The sequence below is a fragment of the Pseudomonas sp. TE12508 genome (assembly GCF_056279485.1).
Window position 1 is genome coordinate 85,860 of record NZ_JBWCCN010000015.1, and the last position, 14,143, is coordinate 100,002.

Below are 14,143 nucleotides of genomic sequence, written 5' to 3' on the forward strand. Positions count from 1 at the left end.
CCATGAGCAAGAGAAAGCTGATTCCACTGCTGATCTACATCCTGTTCCTGCTGGTGCCGATCTACTGGCTGCTGAACATGTCCTTCAAGAGCAACACCGAAATCCTTGGCGGTCTGACCCTGTTTCCCCAGGATTTCACCTTCGCCAACTACAAGGTGATCTTCACTGACCCGAGCTGGTACACCGGTTATCTCAACTCGCTGTACTACGTGAGCCTGAACACGGTGATTTCCTTGAGCGTGGCGCTGCCGGCGGCGTATGCGTTTTCGCGCTATCGTTTCCTCGGTGACAAGCACCTGTTTTTCTGGCTACTGACTAACCGCATGGCGCCACCGGCAGTTTTCCTGCTGCCGTTCTTCCAGTTGTATTCCTCGATCGGGCTGTTCGACACCCACATCGCGGTTGCGCTGGCTCACTGCCTGTTCAACGTGCCGTTGGCGGTGTGGATTCTTGAAGGCTTCATGTCTGGCGTTCCCAAGGAAATTGACGAAACTGCCTACATCGACGGCTACAGTTTCCCCAAGTTCTTCGTGAAGATCTTCGTCCCGCTGATCGGCTCCGGGATCGGCGTCACGGCGTTTTTCTGCTTCATGTTTTCCTGGGTCGAGCTGTTGCTGGCGCGAACCCTGACCTCAGTGAACGCCAAACCCATCGCGGCGGTGATGACCCGCACGGTCTCGGCGTCCGGCATCGACTGGGGCGTGCTGGCGGCAGCGGGGGTGTTGACTATCCTGCCGGGCATGTTGGTGATCTGGTTTGTTCGCAACCACGTGGCCAAGGGCTTTGCCCTGGGCCGGGTATGAGGAACTGATGATGGAATGGATGAGTTGGACTGGCCCCACGGCGGCGTTCTTCAGCGTCATTGCCTTGATCCTGACGGGCATGACGACCTGGGAATTGCGTTCGCCGAGTATCCCTCGGCGTGGTTTTTTGCCGATTGCCACCACCCGTGGCGATCGGCTGTTTATCGGTCTTCTCGGCAGCGCCTACCTGCATTTGCTGGTAATCGGCGTCACCGACTGGAGCATCTGGGTAGCGTTCGCGTTGTCCCTGGTGTGGCTGTTGGCTGTGATGCGTTGGGGCTAGTCGAAATCGATCGGCATGCATGTCCCGAAACCTAAACAGGAGGTCTCTATGTTCGACAAAAACAATAAGCTGCGACATAGCGTTTCATTGGCAGCCATGCTGGCACTCAGCGGGTTGAGCGCTGCGGCCTGGGCCGATGCCTATGAAGACGCTGCCAAGAAATGGATTGGCAGCGAGTTCAAACCGTCCACCCTGACCGAAGCCCAGCAACTCGAAGAGCTGAAGTGGTTCATCAAGGCGTCCGAGCCGTTTCGCGGGATGAGCATCAAGGTGGTTTCGGAAACCATCGCGACCCACGAATATGAATCCAAAACGCTGGCCAAGGCCTTTACCGAGATCACCGGGATCAAGCTGACCCACGACTTGCTGCAAGAAGGCGACGTGGTGGAAAAACTGCAGACCCAGATGCAATCGGACAAGAACATCTATGACGGTTGGGTCAATGACTCGGACCTGATCGGTACGCACTTTCGCTACGGCAAGACCGAATCGATTACCGACCTGATGGCCAACGAAGGCAAGGCCTACACCTCGCCAACGCTGGACATCAAAGACTTCATCGGTATCTCGTTCACCACCGCGCCGGACGGCAAAGTCTATCAACTGCCCGACCAGCAGTTCGCCAACCTCTACTGGTTTCGCGCCGACTGGTTCGAGCGGGCGGATCTGAAAGCGAAATTCAAAGAAAAATACGGTTATGAACTGGGCGTACCGGTGAACTGGTCGGCCTATGAAGACATCGCCAAATTCTTCAGCGAAGACGTCAAGGAAATCGACGGCAAACGCGTCTACGGCCACATGGACTACGGCAAGAAAGACCCATCCCTCGGCTGGCGCTTCACCGATGCCTGGTTCTCCATGGCGGGTGCTGGCGATAAAGGCATACCCAACGGTTTGCCGGTGGACGAGTGGGGTATCCGCGTCGAGGATTGTCATCCGGTCGGCTCCAGCGTGACCCGCGGCGGCGATACCAATGGCCCGGCGGCGGTGTATGCGACCACCAAGTACGTAGACTGGATGAAAAAATACGCGCCACCGGAAGCGGCGGGCATGACCTTCTCCGAGTCTGGGCCGGTGCCGTCCCAGGGCAACATCGCCCAGCAGATCTTCTGGTACACCGCGTTTACCGCCGACATGACCAAACCGGGCCTGCCGGTGATGAACGCCGACGGCACGCCGAAATGGCGCATGGCACCCTCGCCAAAAGGTCCGTACTGGGAGGAGGGCATGAAGCTCGGTTATCAGGACGCCGGTTCCTGGACCTTCCTCAAGTCCACGCCTGAAAAGCAAAAACTCGCGGCCTGGCTGTACGCGCAGTTCGTGACGTCGAAAACCGTATCGTTGAAGAAAACCATTGTCGGTCTGACCCCGATCCGCGAATCGGATATCAACTCGCAAGCCATGACCGACCTGGCGCCGAAACTCGGTGGCCTGGTGGAGTTCTATCGCAGCCCGGCCCGCGTGCAATGGACCCCGACCGGGACCAACGTGCCGGACTATCCGCGTTTGGCGCAACTGTGGTGGAGCCACATCGCCGAAGCCGCCAGTGGCGAGAAAACGCCGCAACAGGCACTGGACGGTCTGGCCAAGGATCAGGACGCGATCATGACCCGTCTGGAACGTTCCAAGGTACAACCGACCTGCGGGCCGAAAATGAATCCGGAGCGGGATGCGCAGTACTGGTTCGATCAACCGGGTGCGCCGAAAGCGAAACTGGCGAACGAGAAGCCTAAAGGCGAAACCGTGAGCTATGCCGAACTGCTGAAATCGTGGGAGGCGGCGCGTAAGTAAGCGTCTGTAATGTGAAAGGCGAACGGCACCGTAAGGTGCCGTTTTTGTTTGTGCCTGTTCCACCGCCATCGCGGGCAAGCCCGCTCCCACAGTGGATAGGGAATGGTCATAAAATCTGCTACTAGCGCGAAACCTGTGGGAGCGGCGGTGCGGCGACCCGACTTGCCCGCGATGGCGTCATCGGACACAACAGTGGATTCAGGTCAGCGCCGCCAGTTGTTGAACCGTCTCCGGAAAGCGCTCAACCAGCCGGATCAGTGTTGTCGCCTGAGCATTAGGTTTCGCCCGCCCTTGCTCCCAGTTCTCCAGCGTCCGGGTGTTGGTGCGCAAGTACATCGCGAATACCGAACGGGAAAGGTTGAGCTGTTGGCGTATGGCTACCACTTCTTCGGCAGTGATTGGCACCAGTTTTGGCAGTTTGACCTTGTGGGTTCGCAGCGTGACCTTGCCTTGGCGCTCGTCGGCCAAGGCTTCAAGGCCTTCCATCAGTTCGGCAAAAATGTCACGTTTCATAGTGGGATCTCGTGTTGATTTCGCTATCTAGAGTTTGTCTGAAAAGTTTCTTCCGGGAAGGCGACAAGTCGTCTTGCTCGTTTTTGCCATATATGGTGAACAGCCAGAATTGATCAAAACCCGACCACCAGTAATAAATCACCCTTAGTCCACTGCGCTTGCCTTTACCTCGTCGCTGGTCGGAGAAACGGACCTTTCGCAACCCGCCCATACCTTCCACCAGGTCGCCAGTTTCCGGGTTTTTCAGCAGCTCCAGTTGAAAGCTGCGAAACAGTTCGTCGTCCAGGTAGTCATTTCGATGCTTTTGAAATGCGGGTAATTCGATAAAAAGAGCGTCCATGTTCTGTACGTTACCTGCGTATATTTCTATCACAAGAATCGAATAGGTCAAGGCTTCTGTGCCTGCCAATTCGGTCAAGTCATTACGTTAAAGTCGCAGGCAGGATCGGGATGTAGGACGCGGCTGATTCATCCGCGAGGCGATTCTGGATATCGGGGAGGAGAGGGGATTCAACATCAAAAGATCGCAGCCTTCGGCAGCTCCTACACGCTTGTAGGCGCCGCCGAAGGCTGCGATCTTTTGATGTTGAATCCCCAAACGCAAAAACGGCACCCGAAGGTGCCGTTTCTGTTTTCTACCGAGTATCGCTTACGCGATCAACCTGCCAACCCCGATTGCTGAACCAGGTTCAGCAGCGGCTGTGGATACAGGCCGAGGAAGAACGCCAGTACAGCAATCGCCAGCAGCATCACGCCGCCTGCACGTTGTTCCCAGTGCAGTTGCGCGTCGTGGCGACGCAGGTTCGGTTCCATCAGGTACAAGGTGACCATCACACGCAGGTAGTAGAAGACGCCGATGGCGCTGCCCAATACCAGGGAGCCGACCAGCCACCATTGGTGCGATTCGACACCGGTAGCGATGATGTAGAACTTGCCGATGAAGCCCGCGGTCAGCGGGATACCGGCCAGGGACAGCATCATCACGGTCAGGACGGCGGTCAGGTACGGACGGCGCCAGAACAGGCCGCGGTATTCGTACAGGGCATCCGCGTCACGGCCGTTGTACGGCGAGGACATCAGGGTGATCACACCGAATGCGCCGAGGCTGGTGATCACGTAGGTGACCAGGTACACGCCGATGGCTTCCACGGCCAGGCCTTTGCTCGCCACCAGGGCGATCAGCAGGTAGCCGAAGTGGGCGATGGACGAGTAACCCAGCAGACGTTTGAGGTTGCTTTGGGTCAGTGCCAGCAGGTTACCGAACAGGATCGATGCGATGGCGATGATGGTCAGTACGTCGCTCAGCACACCGCTGCTCGCCGCTGGCGAGATCTGGAACAGACGCACCATCACCGCGAACACAGCGACTTTTGACGCGGTGGCCAGGAACGCTGCCACCGGTGCCGGAGCACCTTCGTAAACGTCCGGGGTCCAGAGGTGGAACGGTACCAGCGACAACTTGAACGCTAGGCCGATCAGCATCATGCCCAGGCCCAATTGAGCCAGAGAGCTTGGCAGACCGGTGGCCGCCAGGGCCTGACCGATGCCGTTGAAGCTCAGGCTGCCAGCGTCGGCGTAGAGCAGGGCCATGCCGAACAACAGGAACGCGGAACCGGCGGCCGACAGCACCATGTACTTGATACCGGCTTCCAGCGAACGCTTGTTGAAGAAGGCATATGCCACCAGACCGTAGACCGGTACCGAGAGCAGTTCCAGACCGACGAACAACCCGGCCAGGTGCTGCGCGCTGACCAGCACCAGGCCACCGGCGGCGGACATCAGGATCAGCAGGTAAAGTTCTTCACGGTTGCCCGGGTAACCCGAACCGCCATCGCCCAGGTAGGCGTGGGCGAGGGTTACACAGGCGAGGGTGGCGACCAGGATCAGCGCCATGTACAGGCAGGCGAAGGTGTCGATCTGCAGCAATGGCGTCACGGCCAGTGGCGCGACTTTCAGGGCTGGCAGGATCGATAGCAACGCCAGGTTCAGGCCTGCCACCGACAGCAAGAAGGTCTGTGAGTGGTTGCGGCGCCATGCGATAGCCAGCATCACCACGATGATCGTGGCGCTGGTGATCAACAACGGCGCAAGCGCGATAAAGTGTTGAGTCGTGAATTCCATAGCGCTCTTACCGGGCCGAAGCGAGTTGAGTGAAGGCGGTGCCGAGCCACTGCTGCACGCCATGCATCGTCGCGGCAGAGGTATCGAGGAACGGTTGCGGGTACACGCCGATGTAGATCAGCAGCGCCGCAAGCCCAACCACCATGATCAGTTCGCGACCGTCCATGCCATGCAGCACCGCGTCCGATTTCGACGGGCCGAAGAAGGCACGGTGGACCATGATCAGCGAGTAGACCGAACCGAACACCAGGCCGGACGTCGCAATCACAGTGATCCATGGGGCGCTGGCGAAGGTGCCGATCAGGATCAGGAACTCACCGACAAAGTTACCGGTCGCCGGCAAGCCCAGGGACGCGGCGGCGAAGAACAGGCTGAGAGCCGGCAGGTAGGCAATCTTCGACCACAGGCCACCCATCTCACGCATATCGCGGGTGTGGGTACGCTCGTACAGCTGACCGGAGAGGATAAAGAGTGCCGCGGCCGACAGACCGTGCGCCAGCATCTGCATCACTGCGCCCTGCAGCGCCAGTTGGCTGCCGGAGTAGATGCCGATCAACACGAAGCCCATGTGGGAAACGGACGAGAAGGCGATCAGACGCTTGATGTCGGTTTGTGCGAAAGCCAGGAACGCACCGTAGAAGATCCCGATCAGACCCAGGGTCATCGCGAACGGCGCGAACTCGGCCGAGGCATTCGGGAACAGTGGCAGGGCGAAACGCAGCAGGCCATAGGCCGCAGTCTTCAACAAGATACCGGCCAGGTCCACGGAACCCGCGGTCGGTGCCTGGGCGTGAGCGTCAGGCAACCAGGAGTGGAACGGCACGACTGGCAGCTTGACCGCGAAGGCGATGAAGAAGCCGAGCATCAGGATGTACTCGGTGGTCGTCGACATCTTGGTTTTCAACAGATCGGCGTAGTTGAAGGTAATCACGCCAGTGTCGTTGAAGTTGACCAGTACCAGCCCCAGGATCGCCACCAACATGATCAGGCCGGAAGCCTGAGTGAAGATGAAGAACTTGGTTGCCGCGTAGATCCGGGTTTTCTTGCCGTCCGAAGAACTGTGACCCCAGAGCGCGATGAGGAAGTACATCGGCACCAGCATCATTTCCCAGAAGAAGAAGAACATGAACAGGTCGAGGGCGAGGAACACGCCAACGACACCGCCCAGGATCCACATCAGGTTCAGGTGGAAGAAGCCCACATGACGCTGGATCTCTTTCCACGAGCAGAGTACCGAGAGGACACCCAGCAGGCCGGTCAGCAGGATCATCAACAGCGACAGGCCGTCGAGGGCCAGGTGCACGTTGATGCCGAAGCGCTGGATCCAGACGTGCTTGAACTCAATCGCCCAGGTCGGATCGGCGCCAGGCGCCGGTGCAAATGAATAGTCACCGTTGGCCCACAGCCAGAGGCCAAGGGAGAGCAACAGGGACATGGTGATCAGCGCAATCCAGCGGGGGAGGGTGGCGCCGAAGCGCTCACCCATCCAGCACAGCAGGCCGCCGATGAAGGGGATCAGGATTAGCCAGGGCAGAATCATGACGGGCTCGTTTCCTTTCGCAAGTTCGCAAGGTTCATATCAGACCGCTACCAGCACGACGGCGCCGATTACCAGCACGGCACCAGCAGCCATCGAGGCGGCATACCAACGCAATTGACCGGTCTCGGTGCGGCTCAGGGCGGTGTGACCGCCTTTGGCCATACGCGGGATCAGACCGATGGTCTGGTCGAGCGGGTCTTTGCGCAGAATGTGGCTGATCGCAAGGTAAGGCTTGACGAACAGTTTGTCGTAGATCCAGTCGAAGCCCCAGGCAGCGAACCACCAGGCCGAAAGGAAGCGGCCGACGCCGCTGTTGGCGATGGCGGTGACGAAACGGCGCTTGCCGAGGAACAGCAGCGCGGCCAGCAGGATACCGGCCAGGGCGATGGCACCCGAGGCGATTTCCAGACTGTGCTTGGCTTCGCCGCCGGCATGGCCGACGCTTTGTGGCAGTACACCGTGCAGCGGCGGAACGATCATCGCGCCGACGAACGTCGACAGTACGATCAGCACCGACAGTGGCAGCCAGTGAGCAATGCCGTGACCGGCATGCGCTTCGGTCTTCGCTTCACCGTGGAACGCGATGAAGATCAGGCGGAAGGTGTACAGCGAGGTCATGAAGGCACCGACCAGACCGGCATAAAGCAGACCCTGGTTACCGCTGGCGAACGCTTCCCAAAGGATTTCATCCTTGGAGTAGAAGCCCGCAGTCACCAGAGGCAAGGCCGCCAGGGCCGCGCCGCCGACGATGAAGCTGGCGTAGGCCAGTGGCAGTTTCTTCCACAGGCCGCCCATCTTGAAGATGTTCTGCTCGTGGTGGCAGGCAACGATTACCGAACCGGACGCAAGGAACAGCAGCGCCTTGAAGAAGGCGTGGGTCATCAGGTGGAAGATCGCGCCGTCCCACGCACCTACGCCCAGGGCCAGGAACATGTAGCCGATCTGGCTCATGGTCGAGTAGGCGAGGATACGTTTGATGTCGGTCTGCACCAGTGCGGCAAAACCTGCCAGCACCAGCGTCACACCACCCACAACACCCACCAGGTGCAGGATATCCGGCGCCAGGGCGAACAGACCGTGGGTACGGGCGATCAGGTAGACACCGGCGGTCACCATGGTCGCGGCGTGGATCAGTGCCGAAACCGGAGTCGGGCCGGCCATCGCATCCGCCAGCCAGGTTTGCAGCGGCAGTTGCGCGGATTTACCGACAGCGCCGCCCAGCAGCATCAGGGTCGCCAGAACGATCCAGAAGTCACCGGCCTTGAAGTGCTCAGGCGCCTTGACCAGCAGTTCCTGAATGTTCAGCGTGCCCAACTGTTGGAACAGGATGAACAGGCCGATGGCCATGAACACGTCGCCGACGCGGGTCACGATGAAGGCTTTGAGTGCCGCGTTACCGTTGTTGCGGTTGCTGTAGTAGAAACCGATCAACAGGTACGAGCACAGGCCCACGCCTTCCCAGCCGAAGTACACGAACAACAGGTTATCGGCCAGGACCAGGAACAGCATGCTGGCGATAAACAGGTTGGTGTAGGCGAAGAAGCGCGAGTAACCGGCTTCACCGCGCATGTACCAGGACGCGAACAGGTGGATCAGGAAGCCGACGCCGACCACCACACCCAGCATGGTCAGGGACAGACCATCCAGGTACAGGGCGAAGTTAGGCGTGAAGCCTTCCACCGCCATCCACTGCCACAACACCTGGGTGTAGTGACCGCCTTCAGGTGGCGCAACGTTGAACTGCCAGATTATGTAAGCAGTGACGATTGCCGACAGGCCAATGGAGCCGACGCCGATCAGCGCCGAAAGGTTTTCCGAGAGGCGTCCACGGGAGAACGCCAGCAGCAGGAAACCAATGAGAGGGAATACGAAAGTCAGATAGAGAAGGTTCATCCGCGCATCTCGCTGGCAGCGTCGATATCGAGAGTGTGGAAGCGGCGATACAGCTGCAACAGAATCGCGAGGCCAATACTGGCCTCGGCGGCTGCCAGGCTGATCACCAGGATGAACATGATCTGTCCATCCGGTTGACCCCAGCGGCTACCGGCAACGATGAACGCCAAAGCGGAGGCATTCATCATGACCTCCAGGCTCATCAGCACGAAGAGAATGTTGCGCCGGACCATCAGGCCGACCAGACCGAGGCAGAACAGGATGCCGGCGACCGCCAGACCATGCTCCAAAGGGATAGCAGGCATCGTCATTGCTCCTTGGCTTCGTTGCGGCCCAAGTGGAACGCCGTGACGGCTGCGGCGAGCAGCAGCATCGAGGCGAGTTCGACCACCAGTAGATACGGACCGAACAGGCTGATGCCCACGGCCTTGGCGTCTACGGTGGTGTGGCCGATGGCCTGCCCGCTGGCATCGCTGAACAGCACATACAACAGTTCAACCAGCAGCAGGGTGCCGAGGGCGACGGGGCCCAGCCAGATACCGGGCTTGAGCCAGACGCGCTCTTGCTGAACCGAGGCCGGGCCCAGGTTCAGCATCATCACCACGAACACGAACAGCACCATGATGGCGCCAGCATAGGCGATCACTTCCAGTACACCGGCAAACGGTGCGCCGAGGGCGAAGAACGTCATGGCCACGGCGATCAGCGAAATGATCAGGTAGAGCAGGGCGTGCACGGGGTTGGTGTTGGTGATCACGCGAAGCGTGGACACAACAGCGATACCCGATGCGAAATAGAAAGCGAATTCCATCTTTCTTCCTTAAGGCAGCAAGCTCTTCACGTTGATCGGCTGGGCTTCATTCTGCGCGGCGCCTTTGGGCTTACCGGCAATCGCCATACCTGCAACACGATAGAAGTTGTAATCAGGGTTTTTGCCGGGGCCGGAGATCAGCAGATCTTCTTTCTCGTACACCAGGTCCTGACGTTTGAACTCGGCCATCTCGAAATCCGGTGTCAGCTGGATCGCGGTGGTCGGGCAGGCTTCCTCGCAGAGGCCGCAGAAAATGCAGCGCGAGAAGTTGATGCGGAAGAAGTCCGGGTACCAGCGACCGTCTTCGGTTTCAGCTTTCTGCAGCGAGATGCAACCGACCGGGCACGCCACGGCGCACAGGTTGCAGGCTACACAACGTTCTTCGCCGTCGGGGTCGCGGGTCAGTACGATACGGCCACGGAAGCGTGGCGGCAGGTACACGGCTTCTTCCGGGTACTGCAGCGTGTCGCGCTTGCGGAAGGCGTGGCCGAAGATCATCACCAGGCTGCGAAGCTGGGTGAAGAAGCCATGCACGATGTCAAAAATGTACTTCATGATTCTCTATCCTCACTGAGCCGCGACGGCGGGCGTGTTGAGCAACACGACCGCAGCGGTCACCAGCATGTTGACGAGGGTCAGCGGCAGGCAGAACTTCCAGCTGAAATCCATCACTTGGTCATACCGTGGGCGCGGAATCGAGGCGCGCAACAGGATGAAGAACATGATGAAGAACGCGGTTTTCAGTGCAAACCAGATGAACGGGATCTGCGGCAGAATGCCGAACGGACCGTGCCAGCCACCGAAGAACAACGTCACCAGCAGCGCCGAAATCAGCACGATGCCGATGTACTCACCGACGAAGAACATGCCCCATTTCATGCCGGCGTATTCAATGTGGTAACCGTCGGCCAGTTCCTGTTCCGCTTCCGGCTGGTCGAACGGGTGACGGTGAGTCACGGCGACGCCAGCGATGAAGAAGGTCAGGAAACCGAAGATCTGCGGAATGACGAACCACAGGTTCTGCGCCTGGTATTCAACGATGTCGCGCATGTTGAACGAGCCAACCTGGATCACGATACCCATCAGCGACAGGCCCATGAACACTTCATACGACACGGTTTGTGCCGAGGCCCGCAAGCTGCCCAGCAGGGCGAACTTGTTGTTGCTCGACCAGCCGGCGAACAGCACCGCGTAGACCGACAGACCGGCCATGGCGAAGAAGAACAGGATGCCGATGTTGATATCCGCCACGCCCCAGGTCGGGGTGATCGGGATGATCGCGAAGGCAATCAACAAGGCGCTCATGGCCACGACCGGCGCCAAGGTGAAGATCACTTTGTCGGCGAACGGCGGGGTCCAGTCTTCCTTGAAGAACATCTTGATCATGTCGGCGGCGATCTGGAACGCGCCGAACGGGCCGACGCGGTTCGGACCGTAGCGGTCCTGCCAGAGGGCGAGCAGACGACGCTCGACCCAGCTCAGCAGCGCGCCGCACACCACCACGGCGAGCAGGATCACGATGGCCTTGAGGACCGCGATGATTACGTCGATCACTTCAGGAGTGAACCAGGTCATAGCGCTGCCTCCTGCAGACCGTCAACGGATTTGCCGAAGATCGCTGGTGGAATGCCGGCGATACCGGCCGGCAATGCGACCAGACCGGCACCCAGCTCTTCGTTGATACGCAGCGGCAGACGCAGGGTCTGGCCGGCCACGTTCAGGCTCAGCAGGGCACCGTCATTGACACCCAGACGATCGGCTTCGGACTTGGCCAGCGACACGTAAGCGGCTGGAATGCGTTCTTGAACCGGCGCGGCTTTGGAAGAGTTCTCTTCGCTGCCGAACAGGTGGAAGAACGGCACGACCTGCCAGGTGCCCGGAGCCGGGTTGAACGCGCGCGGAACACTGGCGAACCAGTTCAGCGAATCACCGGTGCTTTCGATCAGGCGAGTGCCCGGGTCGCCAGCGCGGATGTGACCACCGACTTCGTCCTGGAACTTGTTCCAGGCTTGCGGCGAGTTCCAGCCCGGAGACCAGGCGAATGGTACTTGCTGACGCGGTTCGACCGAGCCCGAGTAACCTTCCATGGAGAACGAGAACGCGGTGTCGTTGTCCTGGGAAGTACGCGGTTCGTGCACGCTGATATCGGCGCGCATGGCGGTCCGGCCGCTGTAACGCAGCGGTTCGCGAGCCAGTTTCAGGCCTTTGATGCGGAACGCGGCGGACGGTGCGGCATCGACGATGCGCGCCAGTTGCGGTTTGCTCGCAGCAACGGCAGCGGTGACGTGGTCCAGTTGGGTCCAGTCGATTGGCTGGTTCAGCAGGGTCGAACGCAGGGCATGCAGCCAGCGCCAGCCTTCGTGAACCAGAATGCTTGCGTCGAGGTAAGTCGGGTCGAAGACCTGGAAGAAACGCTGGGCGCGGCCTTCCTGGCTGACCAGCGTACCGTCGCCTTCAGCGAAGCTGGCAGCTGGCAGCACCAGGTGCGCGCGATCGCTGGTGGCGGTCTTCTGATGGTCCGCCACGATTACCACTTTCGCGGCGTTCAGGGCAGCATCGACACGGGCTTTGTCGGTACGGGTGTACAGATCGTTTTCCAGCACGACGATGGCGTCCGCCTTGCCGTCGATCACCGCTTGCAGGGCTGCGTCGACCGAGTCACCACCGAGCATGGCCAGGCCGAGGCTGTTGGCCTCTGGCACGATCAGGCTGATGGAGCCGTTCTTCTCGCGCAGCTTCAGGGCCTTGGCGATGTTCGCCGCGGCTTCGATCAGCGCCTTGGAACCCAGTGAGGTACCGGCAATGATCAACGGACGCTTGGCAGCGAGCAGGGCGCTGGCGATGCGCTGAGCCAATTCGAGGGCTTCAGCGTCCAGGCCTTCAACGGCCGGCGCGCTGGCATCGAGGGCGTGAGCCACGGCGAAACCGATGCGGGCCAGGTCGTCGGGAGCTGCGTGAACGCATTCTTCAGCCACGTCGTCGAGTTTGGTTTCAGCCAGGCTGGCGATGAACAGCGGGTTCAGCGCGTTCTGACCGATGTTCTTCACCGCGGCATCGAGCCACGGCTGAACACGCATGGCGTCGGCCATGTCTTCGGCCTTGCCCTTGACCGATTGACGCAGGGCCAGGGCCATGCGCGCAGCAGTCTGGGTCAGGTCTTCGCCGAGGACGAAAATCGCATCGTGATCTTCGATGTCGCGCATGTTCGGGATCGGCAGCGGGCTGTCTTTGAGCACCTGCACAACCAGGCGAATGCGCTCAAGTTCAGCGGCTTCGATACCGGAGTAGAAGTGCTCGGCACCGACCAGTTCCAGCAACGCGTAGTTGCTTTCGAGGCTGGCGCGCGGCGAACCGATACCGACGATGTTGCGACCGCGCAGCAGGTCAGCGGCTTTATCCAGTGCTTCGTCGAGGCTCAGCTTGGCGCCGTTGGCCAGCAGTGGCTGACGCGGGCGGTCTTCGCGGTTGACGTAGCCATAGCCGAAACGGCCACGGTCGCACAGGAAGTACTGGTTCACCGAACCGTTGAAACGGTTTTCGATGCGACGCAGTTCGCCGTAACGCTCGCCCGGGGAAATGTTGCAACCGCTGGAGCAGCCATGGCAGATGCTCGGCGAGAACTGCATGTCCCACTTACGGTTGTAGCGCTCGGAGTGAGTCTTGTCGGTGAACACACCAGTCGGGCAGACCTCGGTGAGGTTGCCGGAGAACTCGCTTTCGAGGGTGCCGTCTTCAACGCGACCGAAGTACACGTTGTCGTGGGCGCCGAATACGCCGAGGTCGGTGCCGCCAGCGTAGTCTTTATAGAAGCGCACGCAGCGATAGCAGGCGATGCAGCGGTTCATTTCGTGGGAAATGAACGGGCCCAGTTGCTGGTTCTGGTGAGTGCGCTTGGTGAAGCGATAACGGCGCTCGTTGTGGCCGGTCATCACCGTCATGTCTTGCAGGTGGCAGTGACCGCCTTCCTCACAGACCGGGCAGTCGTGAGGGTGGTTGGTCATCAACCATTCAACGACGCTCGCGCGAAACACTTTCGCTTCTTCGTCGTCGATGGAGATCCAGCTGCCGTCGGTGGCGGGGGTCATGCAGGACATGACGATCCGACCACGCTTGTCGTTCTCGTCGGTGTACTGCTTGACCGCGCACTGGCGGCAAGCGCCAACGCTGCCAAGGGCTGGGTGCCAGCAGAAATAAGGGATATCGAGGCCTAGCGACAGACACGCCTGTAACAGGTTGTCTGCCCCATCGACTTCGAGCTCTTTGCCGTCTACGTGGATAGTGGCCATGGTTCAAAGTTCTTCGTTGGCCCGGTGTCAGCGGGCGTGGCTAATGGAATCTTGTTATTCGCGCGAATCTACACAGCCGTTTACGGCGTCATCGCACGAGAA

At 59.8% G+C, this 14,143-nt stretch carries 13 protein-coding genes; 3 read left to right on the forward strand and 10 right to left on the reverse strand.

The annotated features are described in order from the left end of the window. Nucleotides 1-2 precede the first annotated feature (2 nt). From ACZ9IM_RS20675 to ACZ9IM_RS20685, 3 genes are read left to right on the forward strand one after another with little or no spacing between them, the layout of a single operon-like run. Complete coding sequence (locus ACZ9IM_RS20675) at nucleotides 3-803, forward strand: carbohydrate ABC transporter permease (RefSeq protein ID WP_007896138.1); 801 nt, start codon at nucleotides 3-5, stop codon at nucleotides 801-803. A gap of 10 nt (nucleotides 804-813) precedes the next feature. Further along, nucleotides 814-1,086, forward strand: a complete 273-nt coding sequence (locus tag ACZ9IM_RS20680; protein ID WP_032830117.1) for a DUF2160 domain-containing protein — start codon at nucleotides 814-816, stop codon at nucleotides 1,084-1,086. Between the two features lie 48 nt (nucleotides 1,087-1,134). Then, on the forward strand, nucleotides 1,135-2,877 hold the full coding sequence (locus ACZ9IM_RS20685) for an ABC transporter substrate-binding protein (RefSeq protein ID WP_123496647.1): 1,743 nt from the start codon (nucleotides 1,135-1,137) through the stop codon (nucleotides 2,875-2,877). A gap of 198 nt (nucleotides 2,878-3,075) precedes the next feature. Here the strand turns inward: ACZ9IM_RS20685 and ACZ9IM_RS20690 are convergent, their stop codons facing one another. From ACZ9IM_RS20690 to nuoG, 10 genes are all read right to left on the reverse strand, one after another. Beyond that, on the reverse strand, nucleotides 3,076-3,390 hold the full coding sequence (locus tag ACZ9IM_RS20690; RefSeq protein WP_217857158.1) for a helix-turn-helix domain-containing protein: 315 nt from the start codon (nucleotides 3,388-3,390) through the stop codon (nucleotides 3,076-3,078). Further along, nucleotides 3,380-3,730 (reverse strand): toxin, encoded by a 351-nt coding sequence (locus ACZ9IM_RS20695; protein ID WP_476224899.1) that lies wholly within the window; start codon nucleotides 3,728-3,730, stop codon nucleotides 3,380-3,382. The genes ACZ9IM_RS20690 and ACZ9IM_RS20695 overlap by 11 nt, the downstream gene beginning before the upstream one ends. Nucleotides 3,731-4,047: 317 nt before the next feature. Further along, a complete protein-coding gene (gene nuoN, locus ACZ9IM_RS20700; RefSeq protein ID WP_007905081.1) occupies nucleotides 4,048-5,511 on the reverse strand; it encodes an NADH-quinone oxidoreductase subunit NuoN in 1,464 nt (487 codons plus the stop codon). 7 nt (nucleotides 5,512-5,518) lie between these two features. Beyond that, on the reverse strand, nucleotides 5,519-7,051 hold the full coding sequence (gene nuoM, locus ACZ9IM_RS20705; protein WP_007905080.1) for an NADH-quinone oxidoreductase subunit M: 1,533 nt from the start codon (nucleotides 7,049-7,051) through the stop codon (nucleotides 5,519-5,521). 39 nt (nucleotides 7,052-7,090) lie between these two features. Then, the gene (gene nuoL / locus ACZ9IM_RS20710; protein WP_007905078.1) at nucleotides 7,091-8,944 is read right to left on the reverse strand and encodes an NADH-quinone oxidoreductase subunit L; all 1,854 of its coding nucleotides are present in this window, start codon (nucleotides 8,942-8,944) and stop codon (nucleotides 7,091-7,093) included. Then, a complete protein-coding gene (gene nuoK, locus ACZ9IM_RS20715; protein ID WP_007905077.1) occupies nucleotides 8,941-9,249 on the reverse strand; it encodes an NADH-quinone oxidoreductase subunit NuoK in 309 nt (102 codons plus the stop codon). The genes nuoL and nuoK overlap by 4 nt, the downstream gene beginning before the upstream one ends. Nucleotides 9,250-9,251: 2 nt before the next feature. Further along, on the reverse strand, nucleotides 9,252-9,755 hold the full coding sequence (nuoJ, locus tag ACZ9IM_RS20720; RefSeq protein WP_007905076.1) for an NADH-quinone oxidoreductase subunit J: 504 nt from the start codon (nucleotides 9,753-9,755) through the stop codon (nucleotides 9,252-9,254). Between the two features lie 9 nt (nucleotides 9,756-9,764). Next, nucleotides 9,765-10,310 carry an NADH-quinone oxidoreductase subunit NuoI gene (nuoI, locus tag ACZ9IM_RS20725; RefSeq protein WP_008014903.1) on the reverse strand — a complete coding sequence of 182 codons (546 nt, stop codon included), beginning with the start codon at nucleotides 10,308-10,310 and terminating at the stop codon, nucleotides 9,765-9,767. 12 nt (nucleotides 10,311-10,322) lie between these two features. Then, a complete protein-coding gene (gene nuoH, locus ACZ9IM_RS20730) occupies nucleotides 10,323-11,330 on the reverse strand; it encodes an NADH-quinone oxidoreductase subunit NuoH (protein WP_008014900.1) in 1,008 nt (335 codons plus the stop codon). Then, nucleotides 11,327-14,041 carry an NADH-quinone oxidoreductase subunit NuoG gene (gene nuoG / locus ACZ9IM_RS20735; RefSeq protein WP_427622689.1) on the reverse strand — a complete coding sequence of 905 codons (2,715 nt, stop codon included), beginning with the start codon at nucleotides 14,039-14,041 and terminating at the stop codon, nucleotides 11,327-11,329. Before nuoG ends, nuoH begins: the two co-directional genes overlap by 4 nt. Nucleotides 14,042-14,143 lie beyond the last annotated feature (102 nt).

Excerpts from the sequence above, each read along its gene's own strand:
- ACZ9IM_RS20675 (WP_007896138.1), top strand. The coding sequence starts at position 3 with ATGAGCAAGAGAAAGCTGATTCCACTGCTGATCTACATCCTGTTCCTG.
- ACZ9IM_RS20680 (WP_032830117.1), top strand. The coding sequence starts at position 814 with ATGGAATGGATGAGTTGGACTGGCCCCACGGCGGCGTTCTTCAGCGTC.
- ACZ9IM_RS20685 (WP_123496647.1), top strand. The coding sequence starts at position 1,135 with ATGTTCGACAAAAACAATAAGCTGCGACATAGCGTTTCATTGGCAGCC.
- ACZ9IM_RS20690 (WP_217857158.1), bottom strand. The coding sequence starts at position 3,390 with ATGAAACGTGACATTTTTGCCGAACTGATGGAAGGCCTTGAAGCCTTG.
- ACZ9IM_RS20695 (WP_476224899.1), bottom strand. The coding sequence starts at position 3,730 with ATGGACGCTCTTTTTATCGAATTACCCGCATTTCAAAAGCATCGAAAT.
- nuoN (WP_007905081.1), bottom strand. The coding sequence starts at position 5,511 with ATGGAATTCACGACTCAACACTTTATCGCGCTTGCGCCGTTGTTGATC.
- nuoM (WP_007905080.1), bottom strand. The coding sequence starts at position 7,051 with ATGATTCTGCCCTGGCTAATCCTGATCCCCTTCATCGGCGGCCTGCTG.
- nuoL (WP_007905078.1), bottom strand. The coding sequence starts at position 8,944 with ATGAACCTTCTCTATCTGACTTTCGTATTCCCTCTCATTGGTTTCCTG.
- nuoK (WP_007905077.1), bottom strand. The coding sequence starts at position 9,249 with ATGCCTGCTATCCCTTTGGAGCATGGTCTGGCGGTCGCCGGCATCCTG.
- nuoJ (WP_007905076.1), bottom strand. The coding sequence starts at position 9,755 with ATGGAATTCGCTTTCTATTTCGCATCGGGTATCGCTGTTGTGTCCACG.
- nuoI (WP_008014903.1), bottom strand. The coding sequence starts at position 10,310 with ATGAAGTACATTTTTGACATCGTGCATGGCTTCTTCACCCAGCTTCGC.
- nuoH (WP_008014900.1), bottom strand. The coding sequence starts at position 11,330 with ATGACCTGGTTCACTCCTGAAGTGATCGACGTAATCATCGCGGTCCTC.
- nuoG (WP_427622689.1), bottom strand. The coding sequence starts at position 14,041 with ATGGCCACTATCCACGTAGACGGCAAAGAGCTCGAAGTCGATGGGGCA.